The sequence below is a fragment of the Paraburkholderia sp. BR14312 genome, assembly GCF_040948675.1.
Lineage (GTDB): Bacteria > Pseudomonadota > Gammaproteobacteria > Burkholderiales > Burkholderiaceae > Paraburkholderia > Paraburkholderia nodosa_A.
Genome location: NZ_JBFPKI010000003.1, coordinates 411,996 through 428,748 on the forward strand (window position 1 = coordinate 411,996; position 16,753 = coordinate 428,748).

Consider the following 16,753-nt stretch of genomic DNA (forward strand, 5'->3'; position numbering starts at 1 on the left):
GCTGCGCCTCCAACGGGGGTAAGCCAATTGAAAATGCCGGCGTGGAGCGAGCAAGCGCGCGTAATCGGTAGCCGGCAACCGCTCCACGCGAGGAATACGCCGTGATGCATTCCGCAGGAAACACCCATCGTCTGCCCACCGATACCGCCCGTTCGCGAGACGCGAGACACGCGAAACGGACCTGGCCATTCGGCATACGTACCATTGAAAGCTTCGCGGCAGGTATCTGCGCACTCGCATGTGTATCGGCGGTGCACGCGGGCGACGCTGTGCACGCCATGCCAGCCGACGAATTCCTCCAGACGCTCGCTGTCGACACCCACGTCAGCTATACCGACGGCGCGTACGTCAACGTGCACAACGTCGCCGACGATATGGCGTGGCTCGGTATTCACCACGTCCGCGACTACCCGCCCGGCTCTTCCATCCCGTTCTCCAGCTATGTCTATCTCGCGCAGCGCGGGGTGAAATTCAACTTCCTGATGGGCGCGGACTTCGAGAAACACATCGGGCAGGTCGCGCAGTTGAATACCGAGGTGCCCGGCAGCGTTGCGGCCATCGAAGGCCCCAACGAACTCAACAACTTTCCAGTCGCTTACCAGGGGCTGACCGGCGCTGCAGCCGGGCTCGCTGTGCAGCGCGACCTCTACGCACGCGTACACGGCATGCCGGAGCTCAAAGCAGTGCCCGTATACGACGCGACCGGCTTCGACCCCAAGTCAGTCGAGACGCGTGCAGCTTCGGCCGACTTTGCGAATCAGCATGTCTACCCGCAAAACGGCGAGCAGCCCCTCTGGAACGCGAACGGCGACAAGTGGATGCTTGCGGCGATTCACCTGGGCCAGAGATTTCAGTTGCCGCTCGTCATCACCGAGTTCGGCTACTTTTCATTGCCGCAGGCGGGTTGGTACATGCTCGGCGTCGACGAGGACACGCAGGCCAAGGGCATTCTCAACGGTTATATGGATGCGGCGTCGGCGGGCGTGAAGCGGCTCTATGTTTATGAACTGCTCGACCAAAAGCCCGATCCGGCGCACAAGAACGACGAAATGCACTACGGGCTCTTTCGCAACGACAACAGTCCCAAGCCGGTGGCCTACGCCATTCGCAATCTCACGTCGATCCTGAACGCGAACATCACACGGCGCGCAAGCGCAGCGGCGAGCAACACGCTCGCCTATACGCTTTCGGATATGCCGCAATCGGCGAATAGTCTGCTGCTGCAGAAAAAGGATGGCCGCTTCGTGCTGGTGCTCTGGAACGAAACGCTCATCTGGGACCGTGCGACAGGAAAGCCGCTCACCAGCCCGCCCGCGCGCGTCGATCTCGACTTTGGCGAAACAGCAAAACGCGTCGAGCTTTACGATCCGCTCGCTTCAGCGGAGCCGCGCAAAATCCATCGCGACGTGCGCCAACTCACCGTGGAAGTACCCGACCACGTCATCCTGCTCGAAGTCACACCCGCGAACGAGCCGGGAACCTGAGCGCGGCGCCGGCCGCAAGAGGTTCGGGGCGGGCAGCCTGTCCGCCTTTGTATAATCGCGCATTCCTTCTTCCGGTCGCGGTTTCCTTTCATGCTCAGTTTTGCCCTCGGCTTTCTCGTTTCCTTGCTGGTCACGCTGCTGATCGTGCGTTACGCGCATCTGCATGAAAGGTTTTCCGTCGATTCCGATCTCGTCGGCGTGCAGAAATTCCACGTGCGTCCCGTGCCGCGCATCGGCGGAACGGGCATCCTCGCGGGGCTGATCGTGGCGGCCGCGCAGTTGCACGGGGCGTATCCGGCCGTCTCCGGCGGCATACTCGGCATCGTCGCGTGCGGGTTGCCGGCGTTCGGTTCGGGGCTCATCGAAGACCTGACCAAGCGCGTCTCGCCGCTTGCGCGCCTCCTGTGCACGATGGCCGCCGCCGCGCTCGCGTTCTGGTTCCTCGGCATCGCGGTCACGCGTATCAGCGTGCCGCCGCTCGACTTTCTGCTTTCCTACGCGGCGATTTCCTTCGTCATCACCGTGCTCGCGGTCGCCGCGCTCGCCAACGCGATCAACATCATCGACGGCTTCAACGGCCTCGCCTCGATGGTCGCGTTCATGATGTTCGCCTCGCTCGCCTACGTGGCCTTCCAGGTGCACGACCCCGTGGTGCTCTCCGCGTCGTTCATCATGATGGGCGCGGTGCTGGGCTTTTTCATGTGGAATTTCCCCGCTGGCCTGATCTTCCTCGGCGACGGCGGCGCGTATTTCATCGGCTTCATGCTCGCCGAACTGTCGATCCTGCTCGTGATGCGCAACCGCGACGTGTCGGCGTGGTACCCGGTGCTGCTCTTCATGTATCCGATCTTCGAGACCTGCTTTTCGATCTACCGGAAGAAGTTCGTGCGCGGCATGTCGCCCGGCATCCCCGACGGCGTGCACCTGCACATGCTCGTGTACAAGCGTCTCATGCGCTGGGTCGTGGGCGCGCGCAATGCGCGAGAACTCACGCGGCGCAATTCGCTCACTTCGCCCTACCTGTGGCTGCTCTGCCTGATCGCCGTGATTCCGGCCACGCTGTTCTGGCGCCACACGCTCCATCTGTTCTGCTTCGTCGTACTGTTCGCGCTCACCTATGTCTGGCTCTATGTGAGCATCGTGCGCTTTCGATCGCCCAAGTGGCTCGTCGTGCGCAGGACGCGCAAGCGCTGAAAACGGCTCGATGTCACGCATGCGCCGGCGCGCAGCCTCGGCGCATGTGTCCCCGCTTCGCGCGTAGAATTGAAAGGAAGGACGCCGCGCATTCCCCATGCCCGCCGCCGCTTCCATTCGACGCTTATTTGCCGCCTATTCGATTCAGGGAGAGCCAGGATGACCCGTTATCTCGCGTTTGCGCTTGCACTTTTCGCTGTGACACTCGCCGCCTGCAACACCATCGCAGGCGCGGGTGAGGACCTTTCGAAGGGCGGTCAGGCCATCACCAATTCGGCGGAAAAGGCCAAGTAAGCAGTCTGTGCGCGAATCGCGGTGCGAGCACCCGCTCACACCGCGGCGCCCTCGCGCAGGCGCGCGATTTCCGCTTCCAGTTCCCGTACGCGGGCCTCGCGTTGCGCGGCGGCCTCCTCCAGTTCGCGTACGCGCGCGTCGCGCTCGTCTAACGCGGCCTTCACGTCCGCGGCCTCAAAGCGCTGCGGAATGTGCTGCGGGCAGTTCATGTCCCACGCGTGCACCGTGAAGACGATCACCCGCTCGGCGCGCGCCTTGTAGCCCGCAGGCATCAATTCCTCGACCAGCGCCGGGTCTTCGACGACGCGCGCGCGGCCCCAAATCTTCACGCGCCGCCGCCGCGCATAGTCGATGACGAACAAATGCGCCTTCGGGTTATCGGTGAGGTTGCCGAGCGTGATGTATTGCTGGTTGCCGATGAAATCCGCGAAGGCAATGGTGTGCTCGTCCACCACATGCAGAAAGCCCGCCGGGCCGCCGCGATGCTGGATGTACGGCTGCCCTTCGGTATTCGCGGTGCCGAGGAATACGCTCGTTTGCGCGGCGATGAATTCCTGGATTTTGGGCGTGAGCGCCACGCCCCAGGCGTGATCGCGCTCCACGCTCGCATAGAGCTCGCGCGAACCCAGGCGCTCCTGCATCGCCTTGACCGTCGGCGTGAAGGCGATGTCGCTCGGATAACGGAGGATGCGATCGGCGGTCGAGGCGGTCGAGTCGTTCGGGCTCATGGCGGACTCCTGTGCAGCGCGCTGCGGAGTCTAAAGGCTAGGCGCTTGCACAGAAAAAGATAATCCACCGCCAGCAAGAATCATCCTTCCGAATTCTGGGAGGGCAAGCGGCCTGCGGGCACGCGGCTCGCTGTTGCGACACTTTCGCGTCCCGCGCGAGCGCCAGCGGTGCGCCGACGAGCGTGGCGGCACTTCCCGTGCCGTGCGGCCCGAAGCGCGCTACCCTTGACGTTTACGCCGCGAGGCCCGAGTCCACTCAACCGCCCGGCGGCCGCATGCGCCGGGTGCCATGGCAGGGAGTCGAACATGTCGAAAACGATCTGGATTGTTGTCGCCAACCGTGTGACCGCGCGCATTTTCGCCGCCGAAAGCCCGCTGGGCGCCATCGACGAGGTCGAGACGCTGCTCCATCTGCAAGGCCGCATGTCGGACGAGAACCTCGTGACCGACAAGCCGGGGCGCACCACCGACCGCGTCGGCTTCGGCCGCAGCGCGACCGATCCCGACACCAGCCAGCACGACCACGAAGCCACCGTGTTCGCGGCCGAGATCGCGACGACGCTCGCGAAGGCCCGCAACGACGCGCGCTACGGCACGCTCGTCCTCGCGGCGCCGCCCGCGTTCCTCGGCGCGTTGCGCAAGGCAATCGACGCACAAACGCGCAGCCTCGTCACGCTCGAACTCGACAAGGATCTCGCGGCGCTCGACGCACGTGAACTGCGCACGCGCTTGCCTGAGCGGCTCGTGCGGGCCGGGGCGTGAGCCAGCCCGTCAGTCGGTAAAATCCGCGCCGCAAGGCGATATCCGGTGCGGTGAGTGAGGATTGCCCCGCTCACCCCGCCAGATGCGCGACGCATGCGCGCACGACGCCGATGACGTTCTCGCCCGCCAGCATGCCGAGCAGCCCGACGAGCGCGATGGTCGGCGGCGCGGGCGACTTCACCTGCAGCACGTTGTAGAGCAGGCCCGCGAGCGCGCCGACCGCGAACGACACCAGATAGGCCTTCATCTCTATCTCCTGTTCGTTCTTCGGGCGCTCACGCCATGTCGATCACGACGCGCCCCGGCGTGCCCGCCGCGACCGCCTCGTAGGCTTCGCGTGCCCGCGCGAGCGGAAAGTGCGCAGCCACGACGGGCGGCTCGAACTGGCCCGCGTCGAACGCTTCGGCAATCGCGCGCATGAGCGGCGCGGATTCGGCTACGCCGAGCTTCGCGCTATCGGCGCCGAGCAGCTGCGTCTCGTTGTGATAGAAGTCGATCAGGTCGAACTCCACGCGCCGCTTGCCCGTCGCGCTGATCTCGACCACGCGGCCACGCCGCTTCGCAAGCGAGAGCGCCAGTTCGAACGCCACGCCGCCCACGGCGTCGTAGACCACGTCCGCGCCTGCGCCATCCGTCAGTTCGCGCACGCGCTCGGCGGTGTGCTCGTTCATGGGAACGAAGGCGTCGATGAGACGCGCGGCCGGCGAGCCGGCAAGCGGCGCCTCGCGGCCCACGCCGATCACGCGCGCGCCGCGCGCCTTCGCGATCTGCGTAACCGCGCCGCCCACCCCGCCCGACACGCCGATCACGGCGATCGTCTCACCCTCGGCGAGGCGCGCGTAATCGACGGTGCCCAGCCACGCTACGACGAAGTTCACGCCAATGGATGCGGCCTGCGCGTGCGAGAGCGCCGCGGGCTTGCGGACGAGCGCAGCCTCGGGCACCTCGATGAACTCGGCATGCGTGCCGTCGCGCGTGAAGCCGATGTCGCCGCCCGTGGCCCAGACCTCGGCGCCGAGCCACTCTGCGGGGCCCGCCACCACCACGCCACTGAAGTCGCGCCCCGGGACGCGCGGGGGCACCGTGTGCTCGAAATGGCCGGCGACGTTCTTCACATCGCTCGGGTTGACCGAGGCGGCGCGCACCTGCACGAGCGCGCTGCCGGCCTTTGGCGCGGGCGTGGGCAGATCGAGATACTCGAGCACCTCGGGCTTGCCGAAGGTCCTGAACTGGATGGCTTTCATGGCGGGACTCCGTGCAATCAGTTTTTGCGCAACGCCTTACGCGAACGCGTTATCGAACTGTCAATGTAGTTTGCTGCAGGCCGGTCGTGTGGACAGACGCTTTCGAATTTCGGACAAGGTAACTCTTTAACTAATTGCTGACTTGTGTACGGTCACACACAAAACTACGCACACGCGTGCGTTTTGGCGATGTCAGAATAGCCTCGATCAAACGCAGAGCATCCGTCCCGCCCGCCATTGGCGAACGCGCAGACCGCGCATCCACCATGCAAAAGCTAAAGTCCCTTACCGTGCTGCGCGCTGTTGCAGCGACAACGGTCATCTTCTTTCACATCATGTCGCCGACTGGACATACGCTCGGTGAATTCGGCGTCGACATTTTCTTCGTGATAAGCGGTTTCGTCATCGCCCTCGTGCTGGACAACCCGAATTTGACCACACAGCGCTTTCTCGCGGACCGCGTTGCCCGCATCGTGCCGCTGTACTGGGTGCTGACGTTTGGCGTATTCCTCGGTGCACTCGCCGCTCCCGCGTTGTTGAATTCGACGACGGCCGACTTCGGGAATCTGCTGAAGTCGCTCTTTTTTATTCCCTATCGCAAGGAAAGCGGCCAGATATTCCCGATGTTGTTCGTCGGCTGGACGCTGAACTACGAAATGTTGTTTTACGTGGTCACAGCCGTTTCGTTGATGCTGGTGCGCCGTCGCCGCCTGCTGTTCACTTCTGCGCTGATCCTTGCGATCTTTTGCGCGGCGAAGGCATCGAACTCGCACGGCGTATTCACCGCGTTCTATGCGAATCAGCGTTTATTCGAGTTCCCGCTCGGCTTCATGGCCTACCAGATCTGGAAATCCGGAGTCCGAATCAAGCTGCCGCTTGCGGGGTGCATCGCGGTAGCGGCCTACGCGTGGATGGCCTACATCAACTGGCACAACCTTTCCAACGCACCGCTGCTTTACTACGGCCTGCCGGCTTTCGTACTGATCGGTAGCACACTGAGCCTGGAACCGGCGATGGGCTCGGGCTCGTTGACACGCGCAGCCATATTCATCGGCGATGCGAGTTATGCCATCTATCTGAGCCATCCATACTGTGTGGAAGCTGCGCGCAAGCTGCTGCCGGGCGCTCTCGGCGGCTTTGATCCGACTGCGCCGCTCGGGGTGGTGCTCACGATGATCGTGGCTACGGCGATGGGCGCCGCGCTCTACCAGTTCGTCGACTGGCCGCTGCATAGGCGCGCGCGTCGTCTGTTGCACGCTGTGCCGGCCATACGGTTGCGCAGATCGCGCACTGCCGGCGCGAGCGATGCAGGCACAGGCTTGCAGGAGGAACCGGCCGGCAACTTGCCAGTCAACGAGGACGCTCACTGCTAACTGAACAGCGAAGCGCGCGGGCAGCAAGCGATCAACGACGTTTTCCCGCGCTCCCAGAGGCACTTAGCGGAACTCACGCCGCACATATTCAAAGTGCGTCGATCGGAATCTTCAGATACCGCACGCCGTTGGCTTCGGGCTCCGGCAGGCGACCCGCGCGGATATTCACCTGGATCGACGGCAGGATCAGGTTCGGCATGGCGAGCGTGCGGTCGCGCGCGGTGCGCATCTGCACGAACGCCTCTTCGCTCACAGTCTCGTTCAGGTGGATATTGCCGCTGCGCTGCGCGCTCACCGTGGTCTCGAAACACGGCCCGCGCGATGCCGGCGGGTAGTCGTGGCACATGAAGAGCCGCGTGTCGCCAGGCAGGTCGAGCAGCTTGCGCGCCGAACGGTAAAGCGTGTGCGCGTCGCCGCCCGGAAAGTCGCAGCGCGCCGAGCCCACGTCGGGCATGAAAAGCGTGTCGCCCACGAACACGGCGTTGCCGATCTGATACGCGAGATCGGCAGGCGTGTGGCCGGGCACGTGCAGCGCGCGCGCCTCCAAAGCGCCGACCCGGAATGTCTCGCCGTCCTGGAACAGCACGTCGAACTGACTGCCGTCCGGGCTGAGCGTCTCGGCGAGATTGAACACCGCGCTAAATACACCCTGCACGTCGCGAATGTGCTCGCCAATGGCAATGCGCCCGCCCAGCTGCGCCTTCAGATACGGTGCCGCCGAGAGATGATCGGCATGCGCGTGCGTTTCCAGCAGCCACTCGACGCGAAGCTCGTAGTCGCGCACGAACGCGTTCACGCGATCGGCCGATTCCGTGGAGGTGCGGCCCGATTTCGGATCGTAGTCGAGCACCGGGTCGACGATCGCGCAGGCGCTGCCGCGCCCGGCGTGCACGACGTAGGTGACCGTGGCCGTGACGGGGTCGAAAAAGGGCTCGACGGTGGGCTCGGGTGTGGGTAGCTGGGCTGGGTGGGACATCAACGACTCCGCAAAGATGACCCTCTATTGAAACACATATTATAAATTTATATAATGTTTTTAGACAAAGTATAATCTGGCGCATTGACTTGCAACCTCGTCCCACGAGGCGACCCGTGAATTCACCACTGACTCCCGAAGCGCTCGCGGCCCTGCGCGAATCCGCCGAAAAGTGCTGCGCGCTGCTCAAGGCGCTTGCCCACGAAGACCGTCTCCTGCTGCTTTGCCAACTCACCGAAGGCGAGCGCAACGTCGGCGAGCTCGAAGAACTGGTGGGCGTGCATCAGCCGAGTCTTTCACAGCACCTCGGCAAGCTGCGCGACGAAGGTCTCGTCGATACGCGCCGCGAAGGCAAATACATCTACTACCGCCTCGCGAGCCCCGAAGTCATTCAGGTCATGCAGACGCTCTCGAGCCTCTATTGCGGGCGGCTCAAGGTCCATCCGGCATGAGTCTCGACCTCGCTCACTTCACGCCCTACGCCTCGTTCGCGGGCGGCCTCATGATCGGCGCGGCGGCCGCGCTTTTCGTGCTCGTGAACGGGCGCATCGCCGGGATCAGCGGCTTGCTCGGTGGGTTGCTGCCGGGCTCGGGCGGCGAGCGCGGCGTGAATGCCGCGTTCGTCATCGGCCTCATCGCCGCCCCGTTGCTGTGGCGGCTGCGCGCGACGCTTCCGGTCACGCAGATCGATGCGTCCACGCTCACGCTCGTCGTGGCGGGCCTGCTGGTCGGCATCGGCACGCGTTACGGTTCGGGCTGCACGAGCGGCCACGGCGTGTGCGGGATCGCGCGCGGCTCGCGCCGATCGTTCGTCGCCACGGGCGCGTTCATGGCGGCGGGCTTCGCCACCGTATTCGCCGTGCGTCACCTGATCGGAGGCTGAGATGCGAAAACTCAGCGCATTCGCGTGCGGTCTGCTGTTCGGCATCGGCTTGCTCGTCTCGGGCATGGCCAACCCGGCCAAGGTGCTCGGCTTTCTCGATCTCGCCGGAAATTGGGACCCGTCGCTTGCCTTCGTGATGGCAGGCGCCATCGCCCTCGCCGCGCCCGCCTTCTGGCTCGCGCGCCGGCGTGCGTCGAGCCTCGCTGGCGCCCCGATTCAGCTGCCCACGTCGCGTCGAATTGATGGCCGACTGGTTGGCGGCGCCTTGCTGTTCGGCGCGGGCTGGGGGCTCGCGGGCTTCTGCCCCGGCCCCGCGCTCGTCGCCGCGGGCGGCGGCCAGCCGCGCGCCTGGCTCTTCGTCGCCGCCATGCTCGCGGGCATGGCAATTTTCGCCGTGCTGGAGCAGCGCCGCCGCTCGCAAGAAGCCGCATCGATCCATACCAAACCGCAATAAAAGCAGCACTACGCCGCACCAGCCTCGGGACAAAAATTACATGCAAATCACGCAACACGACGCGCGCTTCGGGAGCGCCGACCAGATCACGCCCGACGACCTCGCCGCCATCCAGGCGGCGGGCTATCGCTCGATCATCTGCAACCGGCCCGATGGCGAGGGCGGCGACTCGCGACCCACGTCGCAGGCGCTGCGCGCCGCGGCCTCGCAGCTCGGTCTGCAGTTCGCGTATCTGCCGGTAACGCCCGGCCAGATCACCGCCGAAGACGCTGCGCGCTTCGCCCAGCTGCTGATCGACCTGCCCGGCCCCGCGCTCGCGTATTGCCGCAGCGGCAACCGCGCCACGAGCCTCTATCGGCTCGCGCAGCAAGGCGCGCCCACCCAGGCCGCGCAAACCGCGAATGCCGCGCGTGCCGCGACGGCGGCCTGCGCGTGGGAAGGCGAAACCTGGGACGTCGTCGTGATCGGCGGCGGCACGGCGGGCATCGCCGTCACGGCGAGCCTGTTGCGCCGCGACCCGAACCTGAAGATCGCCATCGTCGAGCCGAGCGATCACCACGACTATCAGCCCGCGTGGACGCTGGTCGGCGGCGGTGCATACGACGTGTCGAAAACGCGCCGGCCCATGGCGAGCGTCATCCCCGCCGGCGTGAAGTGGTTCCGTGCGGCCGCCACGCGCGTCGAGCCGGATGCGAACGTCGTGCAGCTCGACAGCGGCGTGCGCGTGGCCTACCGCCAGCTCATCGTCGCGCCGGGACTGCGGCTCGCGTGGGAGCGCATTGCGGGCCTCACGGAAACGCTCGGCAAGAACGGCGTGACCTCGAACTATCGCTACGACCTCGCGCCCTACACCTGGCAGCTCGTGCAGCAGATGAAGAGCGGCACCGCGCTCTTCAGCCAGCCCGGCATGCCGATCAAGTGCGCGGGCGCGCCGCAAAAGGCCATGTACCTCGCGTGCGACCACTGGCGACGCCAGGGTGTACTCGGCCAGGTCAACGTGGAGTTCAATCTCGCGGGCGCCGTGCTATTCGGCGTGGCGACCTTCGTGCCGCCGCTCATGGAGCACGTGAAGCGCTACAACGCGAACCTCGCGTTCTCGTCGAATCTCGTGGCCGTAGACGGCCCCGCGCGTATCGCCACCTTCGAGGTCAAAGATGCGAACGGCAACGTCACGCGTGTGGAGAAGCGCTTCGACATGCTGCACGCCGTGCCGCCGCAGGTCGCGCCCGACTTCATCCGCGACAGCCAGCTCGCCGACGAAGCCGGCTGGTGCGAAGTCGATCACGCCACGCTCCAGCATCCGCGCTATCCGAACGTATTTTCGCTCGGCGACGTGTGCTCGGCACCGAACGCCAAGACCGGCGCGGCCGCGCGCAAGCAGGCCGTGATCGTGGCCGAGAACCTGCTCGCCGCGCGTGCGGGCGCACCGCTGGCGTATCGCTACGACGGTTACGGCTCGTGCCCGCTCACCGTGGAGAAGGGCAAAGTCGTGCTGGCCGAGTTCGGTTATGGCGGGCGTCTCTTGCCTACCTTCCTGCTCGACCCCACGCGGCCCCGCCGCCTCATGTGGCTGCTCAAGGCGAGCGTGCTGCCGAGCTTTTACTGGTGGGGCATGCTCAAGGGCCGCGAGTGGCTCACGCGGGCTGCGCGCGGCTGATGAACCTCGAGGGCCAAGGCGCGCTTAGCCCTCGAAATCGAGCCCGCCTAGCAGCACCTCGGGCTCGCCTTGCGTGCGCGAAGCAAAATCGACAGAGCGCGCCGACTCCCATGACGCAAGCTTGCGCCCGGTCGCTTCGAGGTAGTGCTCGAAGCGCGCTTCGCCGCCGGGCTCCATGAGGCGCTCGATCTCCTCGGTGTCCCAGGTCAGCGAGACGTTCAGCGGATACACATACGGATGCCGGTGCTCGTTCGCGACGCCGCGCAGGCGCACGCGCGTAGGGTGGCCGTGCCCGGCGTTGGGCACGACATCGACGTGCACCGAAGAGCCGAACTGTTTCGCCAGCTTCGCCGCAATGCGCGGTGCGAATTCTTCCTCGAACCGGCGGACGGCTTCGATACTCATGCGCGGGGCACTCCACTGAGGATTGGCCAAGGGTTAAGGCACTGCCGGTCACGACTGGATCGCGCAACCGGCACGCGATTCGCCGCGACCTCGCAGCGCATTGTGCTGGCATCCTACCGCGCCGCCGGCAGGTCAGCCAATGCCCGACAGGGCAGCAGCACCTCTCAGCCCCCTCACGCCGCGCGGCGCTCCCGTTCAGCCACGAGGCTACGCACGCCTTCGAGCGAATACACGCCGAGCGCAAGCCAGATCGCGCCGTAACCCACGGCGCGCACCGCGCCGAACGGCTCTCCGTAAATGAGCACGCCGGTGAGCAACTGCAGCGTGGGCGTGACGTACTGGATCAGACCGAGCATCGACAGCGGAATGCGCCGCGCGGCCGCGCCGAAGAGAAGCAGCGGGACCGCCGTGATCGGGCCGGAGGCCGCGAGCAGCAGCTGCAGCCCGCGCGAGGCATGCGTGAAGTGGCTCGCGCCGGCGAGACCCACGATCGTCAGATAAACGACCGCAACGGGAAAGAGCAGCACGGTTTCGAGCGCGAGGCCTTCGAGCGCGCCGAGCTGCGCGGTCTTGCGCAAAAGCCCGTAGCCGCCGAAGGTCACGGCGAGCGCAAGACTGATCCAGGGCGGTGCACCGTTCTGCCAGGTGAGCCACACGACGCCCGCGGTGGCCAGCGCCACGGCGGCCCATTGCAGTGGGCGCAGGCGTTCGCGCAGGAACGCATAGCCGAACAACACGTTGATGAGCGGATTGATGAAGTAGCCGAGGCTCGCCTCGACGATGTGCCCGGCATTGACGGACCAGATATAGATGCCCCAGTTGGCCGAGAGCAGCACGGCGCTCGCCACGAAGCGCCCGAGCAGGCGACGGTCGCGCAGCGTGGGCCCAAGCCATCGCCAGTGACGGCGCACGACGAGCACGGCGATCACGAACACGAGCGACCACGCCATGCGGTGCGCGAGCATTTCGAGTGCGGGGATCTGATGCAGCGTCTTGAAGTAGATGGGGAAGAGCCCCCAGAGAACGAATGCAGCGAACGCGTAGAGGATGCCGGGATTCATGTCGGGTTCTGGTTATGGTGGCGCCAGTGCTGCGTGGCGCTGTTCGGCACGTGCCTGCGCGCGAAGGACGCTCATGGCACGTGAAGTTGCGAGCCGGCATCTGGCCCGCATCCTGCCAGTGGGACGGAGTCAAGGTAATTGAAAGCCAGGCGCAACGCGGCTGATTTCGCTTAACCCAGCGCCAAGCCGCCGGTTTTGCGACAATAGCGGATTTTCGCCGCCAGCCCTGGCCGTTGTCCAGCCTGACGCGCCGCTTACGGCGCGCGCTGTTCCCGACACGGCAGGCGACGGCGTAGCCCCCTGAACCGGCCTCTTCGCGCGCGATGTCCTTCCCCCATATCGATCTGCTGTATTCGCTGTCCGGCCTGTTCGTCGGATTTCTGGTCGGCCTGACCGGCGTGGGTGGCGGCTCGCTGATGACGCCGATCCTGGTCCTCGTCTTCAACGTGCACCCGGCCACGGCAGTCGGCACCGACCTGCTCTATGCGGCCGCGACGAAGTCTGCGGGCACGCTCGTGCACGGGCTCAAGGGTTCGGTGGACTGGCGGGTGACGCTGCGGCTCGCGGCCGGCAGCGTGCCCGCCGCGACGATCACGCTGATCCTGCTGCACCGCTATGGCATGGACACGCCGCGCGCGGGGCATCTGATCCAGGCCGTGCTGGGGGCGGCGCTGCTCATTACGGCCGTGGCGCTCATTTTCCGCCCGCAGCTCGCCGCGTTCGCCTCGCGCCACCGGCATGAGCCGGGCGAAGCGCGCACGCTCTTTTTCACGATCCTCACGGGCGCGGTGCTCGGCGCGCTCGTCTCGCTCACCTCGGTGGGCGCGGGCGCCATCGGCGTGACTGTACTGCTGCTGCTCTACCCGGCGCTGCCGACGGTGCGCATCGTCGGCTCCGATGTCGCTCACGCCGTGCCGCTCACGCTCCTCGCGGGCGCCGGCCACTGGCTGCTCGGTTCGATCGACTGGCACATGCTGCTTTCGCTCCTGTGCGGCTCGCTGCCCGGCATCGCGATCGGTAGCCTGCTGTCCACCAAGGCTCCCGAAAAGCTGCTGCGCGTGCTGCTCGCCGCGACGCTCACGCTCGTGGGCGTGCGGCTCGTGCTCTCCTGAATGCGGCACACGCCGCGCCCGCCGCGCACCTCGCGCACGCTCAGGCGTGGGGCGCCTGGCGGAAAAATCTCCCGTTGAGATCGACCTCGAACTGGCGCAGCCACTGGCCGCGGGCGTCGATGCGGTAAGCCTGCGCCCAGGCGCCGCGCCGCACGATCAGCATGTCGCCATGGTCCGGGTCGTTGGGATCGGCTTCGCCGCGAATGTCGAACTGCATGGGCGCAAAGCCGTGCCGCGCACAGGCCAGCTCGAAGGCCGCCCGGTCGACGAGCGGCAAGTCGGTGTAGGTGTGAATGGTCATGGCGATTTCCTGCTTTCCAGCGATGAGGCCGCGCTCGACCTCGGGAAAGACGCGCGATACCCACGGTATACCCCCAACGGCGGGAAGACTGTGTGTCAAACTACACTTTGGCGGCTGCAGTGCAACATGACGCAATCGCATGCGGGGAGCGATCCGCGCAACGGGTTCACGCGCGACGCGTACAAGCCGACGGCTTCGAGCGGCAACAGCCCCAGACGCACGCCAACCGTGCGCTTGCCCAACCTCAGAGCATAAAAAAAGCCCGGCCTGTCGAGGCCGGGCTTTTTGCTGCTACATGACCGCAGACGCCCCGTTTCCCGGGCGTGCGCTGCGTTTATTGCTCCACTCTGACCGTCAGCTTGTTCGACACCGACGTCACGCCAGGCACACCCTTCGCGACTTCTCCAGCCTTGTCGATCTGGCCCTGATCCGGCACCGTACCGCTCAGCGTGACAGCGCCACCGTGCGAGCGCACGTTGAGCTTGGAAACGTCGAGGCCTTGGGTCTTCGAGAGCGCCTTGCGCACCGTGTAGCCCAGCTTGCGGTCGGCCTTCTTGGCCGAGGTGGCCGGAGCGGCCGTGGTGGCGGCGGGAGCACTTGCCGACTCGTCCTGCGCGTACGACGCGCTGCAAGCTACCGACAGGCACAGCGCCACGCCCAGCGTCTTCAGAATAGCGACCGATTTCATATTTTCTCCTTGTGTCTTCGCGTTGTTGCGGGTTGTTGTCTGCAATAGGACCGCCTGCCTTGCCGGAGGACGGCTCGGAGGCCGCCCGTCAGCCATGGTCTGACGGCTGTTACCACTACCGATGGCCGTGCACAGCGCGCAATGCGCGTGTGCACGGCCAGGGTCTGGACGCGATGCGAGAGGCAAAAGGATGAAAGGACGTCGAATTACACCCGCCGGAACAGGTCTGCGCCCGTTTCCTGTTGTTTTGAATTGATGCTCGCGCGAGCCCGCTCGTTCAACTTCTCCACCCCTCCCGGGCCCCCGGCGCGCCTTGCGAAGCGCAGCAGGCGAACCACAATTTAGCCTGGCTGTGGCGCAAGCGCAAAGAGTTTAGCTCAGGCGCATGCGGCATGCGCTTAAGCTGCTCCGCGAGGCACGCGGGCATGCCGCCGCAACGCCGAATCTCATGTACCATCGGCACCACAGAGCCCGCGCGGCGCGCGCGCCTGAGCCGACCCGGCGCCAGCGCCGGACCCGACGCGGACCCGACCCGCACTCCCCCGAACTACCCGAGGCCCGCCCCACCCCGATGAAGTCCCGCACCGGCCGCAAACCTCCTCCCCGTCTCGTCGCGCGCTTCGTGGCGATCTCGTGGCGCGACCTGGCTGTCACGTTCGGTCCCATCCTGCTCGTGAGCGCGGCGGCCATCTGGCTCGCAGTGCGTCTCATCCAGCCCGCGCCGCCCAGCACGCTGACCATGAGCGCCGGGCCCAAGGGCAGCACCTTCTGGAACGCCGCGGAAAAGTACAAGGCCATCCTCGCGCGCAACAACATCACGCTGATCGTGCTCGAATCGGAAGGCTCGGCGCAGAACCTGCAGCGTCTCGCCGACCCGAAGTCGAACGTCGACGTCGCGTTCGTGCAGGACGGTCTCGCGAGCAAGGTGCCAGGCGGCCTCGTGTCGCTCGGCAGCGTCGCTTACGTGCCGCTCGTTGTGTTCTATCACGGCCCCGTCGCCACGCGGCTCTCGCAGTTCGAAGGCCAGCGCATCGCCATCGGCGCCGAGGGCAGCGGCACGCGCGAGCTCGCGCTCACGCTGCTCAAGGCGAACGGCATCGAGCCCGGCGGCCCGACCAGGCTTTTGCCGCTTTCCGGCGACGACGCCGCGCGCGAACTCGTGGCCGGCAAGATCGACGTCGCGATTCTCGCGGGCGACTCCGCGCAGCCGCCCGTCATGGGCCGCCTCATGCGCATGCCGGGCGTGCGCTTCTTCGACTTCGTCCAGGCCGACGCCTACGCGCGGCGCTTTCCGTTCCTCACGGCCATCACGATCCCGATGGGCGCGTTCGACTTCGGCCGCAACCTGCCGGCAGCGCCCCTGCATTTCATCGCGCCGACGGCAGAACTGGTCGCGCGCGACTCACTGCATCCCGCGCTCTCCGACCTCCTGATCGAAGCGGCCAAGGAAGTGCACGGGCGCTCCACCCTTTTGCAGCGCGCCGGCGAATTCCCCGCGCCCCGCGCCCAGGACTTCCCGATCAGCGCCGACGCCGCGCGCTACTACAAGTCGGGCAAGAGCTTCCTCTACCGCGTGCTGCCCTTCTGGGTGGCGAGCCTCGCCGACCGGCTCGTGGTGCTGCTCGTGCCGATCATCGTCGTGCTGATTCCGGGCCTGCGGATCGTGCCTTCGCTCTACGCCTGGCGGGTAAAATCGCGCATCTACCGCTGGTACGGCTCGCTCATCGCACTCGAGCGCGCCGCGATGGCCGACAACTCGCCCACCGAGCGCCGGGCGCTGATCCGCCAGCTCGACAAGATCGAGGAATCGGTGAACGGCATGAAAATGCCGCTCGCCTACGCGGAGCAGTTCTACGTGCTGCGCGAGCATATCGGCTTCGTGCGCGCGCGGCTGTCCGGCACGCGCGAAGCGCCGGACGCAGGCGTTGGGGCAGAAGAAGAGCAGACAGCGGAAAGCGCAGAAGAGGCAGAGGCGCCGGAAGGCGGCAGCAACGACGCAGGCACAGCGGGTACAGAGGCGAGCCATGCAAACGAAAGCGGCGGCAATGAAACAGGCGAGCGCACGCATTAGCGCCGCTGCACGCATTTTGAACCGAACAATGGGCCATGCAAGCAATGGCCCGGACATCGCCCTGGA

Annotated in this window: 19 protein-coding genes; 11 read left to right on the forward strand and 8 right to left on the reverse strand. The window is 65.9% G+C overall.

The annotated features are described in order from the left end of the window. The first annotated feature begins 278 nt into the window (after positions 1 to 278). From AB3X98_RS11115 to AB3X98_RS11125, 3 genes are all read left to right on the forward strand, one after another. Complete coding sequence (locus AB3X98_RS11115) at positions 279 to 1,484, forward strand: calcium-binding protein (protein ID WP_368603925.1); 1,206 nt, start codon at positions 279 to 281, stop codon at positions 1,482 to 1,484. A 90-nt stretch (positions 1,485 to 1,574) separates the two neighbouring features. Continuing rightward, on the forward strand, positions 1,575 to 2,678 hold the full coding sequence (locus AB3X98_RS11120) for a glycosyltransferase (protein ID WP_069267713.1): 1,104 nt from the start codon (positions 1,575 to 1,577) through the stop codon (positions 2,676 to 2,678). A gap of 159 nt (positions 2,679 to 2,837) precedes the next feature. Next, the gene (locus AB3X98_RS11125; protein WP_069267714.1) at positions 2,838 to 2,972 is read left to right on the forward strand and encodes an entericidin A/B family lipoprotein; all 135 of its coding nucleotides are present in this window, start codon (positions 2,838 to 2,840) and stop codon (positions 2,970 to 2,972) included. A 35-nt stretch (positions 2,973 to 3,007) separates the two neighbouring features. Here the strand turns inward: AB3X98_RS11125 and AB3X98_RS11130 are convergent, their stop codons facing one another. Next, complete coding sequence (locus tag AB3X98_RS11130) at positions 3,008 to 3,700, reverse strand: pyridoxamine 5'-phosphate oxidase family protein (RefSeq protein ID WP_368603926.1); 693 nt, start codon at positions 3,698 to 3,700, stop codon at positions 3,008 to 3,010. 306 nt (positions 3,701 to 4,006) lie between these two features. Here AB3X98_RS11130 and AB3X98_RS11135 point away from each other — a divergent pair, with 306 nt between their 5' ends. Then, positions 4,007 to 4,462, forward strand: coding sequence for a host attachment protein (locus AB3X98_RS11135; RefSeq protein ID WP_028202093.1), 456 nt, complete (start codon positions 4,007 to 4,009; stop codon positions 4,460 to 4,462). Positions 4,463 to 4,532: 70 nt separating this feature from the next. Here AB3X98_RS11135 and AB3X98_RS11140 read toward each other — a convergent pair whose 3' ends face one another. After that, on the reverse strand, positions 4,533 to 4,709 hold the full coding sequence (locus tag AB3X98_RS11140) for a DUF1427 family protein (RefSeq protein WP_342947748.1): 177 nt from the start codon (positions 4,707 to 4,709) through the stop codon (positions 4,533 to 4,535). Positions 4,710 to 4,737: 28 nt separating this feature from the next. Then, positions 4,738 to 5,706 carry a zinc-binding alcohol dehydrogenase family protein gene (locus tag AB3X98_RS11145; protein WP_368603927.1) on the reverse strand — a complete coding sequence of 323 codons (969 nt, stop codon included), beginning with the start codon at positions 5,704 to 5,706 and terminating at the stop codon, positions 4,738 to 4,740. Between the two features lie 176 nt (positions 5,707 to 5,882). On the opposite strand from AB3X98_RS11145, the gene AB3X98_RS11150 reads away from it, so the two are divergent. Then, a complete protein-coding gene (locus tag AB3X98_RS11150) occupies positions 5,883 to 7,079 on the forward strand; it encodes an acyltransferase family protein (protein WP_368603928.1) in 1,197 nt (398 codons plus the stop codon). Between the two features lie 88 nt (positions 7,080 to 7,167). On the opposite strand, the gene AB3X98_RS11155 is transcribed toward AB3X98_RS11150, so the two are convergent. Then, positions 7,168 to 8,055, reverse strand: a complete 888-nt coding sequence (locus AB3X98_RS11155; protein ID WP_368603929.1) for an MBL fold metallo-hydrolase — start codon at positions 8,053 to 8,055, stop codon at positions 7,168 to 7,170. 116 nt (positions 8,056 to 8,171) lie between these two features. Here AB3X98_RS11155 and AB3X98_RS11160 point away from each other — a divergent pair, with 116 nt between their 5' ends. Genes AB3X98_RS11160 through AB3X98_RS11175 form a run of 4 tightly spaced genes read left to right on the forward strand, consistent with a single transcriptional unit; the run spans position 8,172 to position 11,049 of the window. After that, complete coding sequence (locus tag AB3X98_RS11160) at positions 8,172 to 8,507, forward strand: metalloregulator ArsR/SmtB family transcription factor (protein WP_028202089.1); 336 nt, start codon at positions 8,172 to 8,174, stop codon at positions 8,505 to 8,507. Beyond that, positions 8,504 to 8,938: a YeeE/YedE family protein gene (locus AB3X98_RS11165; RefSeq protein ID WP_368603930.1), complete on the forward strand. Its 435-nt coding sequence runs from the start codon at positions 8,504 to 8,506 to the stop codon at positions 8,936 to 8,938. The genes AB3X98_RS11160 and AB3X98_RS11165 overlap by 4 nt, the downstream gene beginning before the upstream one ends. 1 nt (position 8,939) lies before the next feature. Continuing rightward, positions 8,940 to 9,392: a YeeE/YedE family protein gene (locus AB3X98_RS11170; protein ID WP_069267731.1), complete on the forward strand. Its 453-nt coding sequence runs from the start codon at positions 8,940 to 8,942 to the stop codon at positions 9,390 to 9,392. Between the two features lie 40 nt (positions 9,393 to 9,432). Then, positions 9,433 to 11,049 (forward strand): sulfur transferase domain-containing protein, encoded by a 1,617-nt coding sequence (locus AB3X98_RS11175; protein WP_368603931.1) that lies wholly within the window; start codon positions 9,433 to 9,435, stop codon positions 11,047 to 11,049. 24 nt (positions 11,050 to 11,073) lie between these two features. Here the strand turns inward: AB3X98_RS11175 and AB3X98_RS11180 are convergent, their stop codons facing one another. Together AB3X98_RS11180 and rarD are read right to left on the reverse strand one after the other, a co-directional pair. Next, a complete protein-coding gene (locus tag AB3X98_RS11180) occupies positions 11,074 to 11,454 on the reverse strand; it encodes a DUF5594 family protein (protein ID WP_342947741.1) in 381 nt (126 codons plus the stop codon). A 173-nt stretch (positions 11,455 to 11,627) separates the two neighbouring features. Continuing rightward, positions 11,628 to 12,515, reverse strand: a complete 888-nt coding sequence (gene rarD / locus AB3X98_RS11185; RefSeq protein WP_342947740.1) for an EamA family transporter RarD — start codon at positions 12,513 to 12,515, stop codon at positions 11,628 to 11,630. A gap of 323 nt (positions 12,516 to 12,838) precedes the next feature. On the opposite strand from rarD, the gene AB3X98_RS11190 reads away from it, so the two are divergent. After that, entirely contained in the window at positions 12,839 to 13,627 is a 789-nt protein-coding gene (locus AB3X98_RS11190) for a sulfite exporter TauE/SafE family protein (protein ID WP_368603932.1), read from the forward strand. A 40-nt stretch (positions 13,628 to 13,667) separates the two neighbouring features. Here the strand turns inward: AB3X98_RS11190 and AB3X98_RS11195 are convergent, their stop codons facing one another. Together AB3X98_RS11195 and AB3X98_RS11200 are read right to left on the reverse strand one after the other, a co-directional pair. Next, positions 13,668 to 13,928: a hypothetical protein gene (locus AB3X98_RS11195; protein ID WP_158757093.1), complete on the reverse strand. Its 261-nt coding sequence runs from the start codon at positions 13,926 to 13,928 to the stop codon at positions 13,668 to 13,670. 334 nt (positions 13,929 to 14,262) lie between these two features. Beyond that, positions 14,263 to 14,616, reverse strand: coding sequence for a BON domain-containing protein (locus AB3X98_RS11200; RefSeq protein WP_368603933.1), 354 nt, complete (start codon positions 14,614 to 14,616; stop codon positions 14,263 to 14,265). A 571-nt stretch (positions 14,617 to 15,187) separates the two neighbouring features. On the opposite strand from AB3X98_RS11200, the gene AB3X98_RS11205 reads away from it, so the two are divergent. After that, a complete protein-coding gene (locus tag AB3X98_RS11205; protein WP_368603934.1) occupies positions 15,188 to 16,687 on the forward strand; it encodes a TAXI family TRAP transporter solute-binding subunit in 1,500 nt (499 codons plus the stop codon). The last annotated feature ends 66 nt before the right edge of the window (positions 16,688 to 16,753 follow it).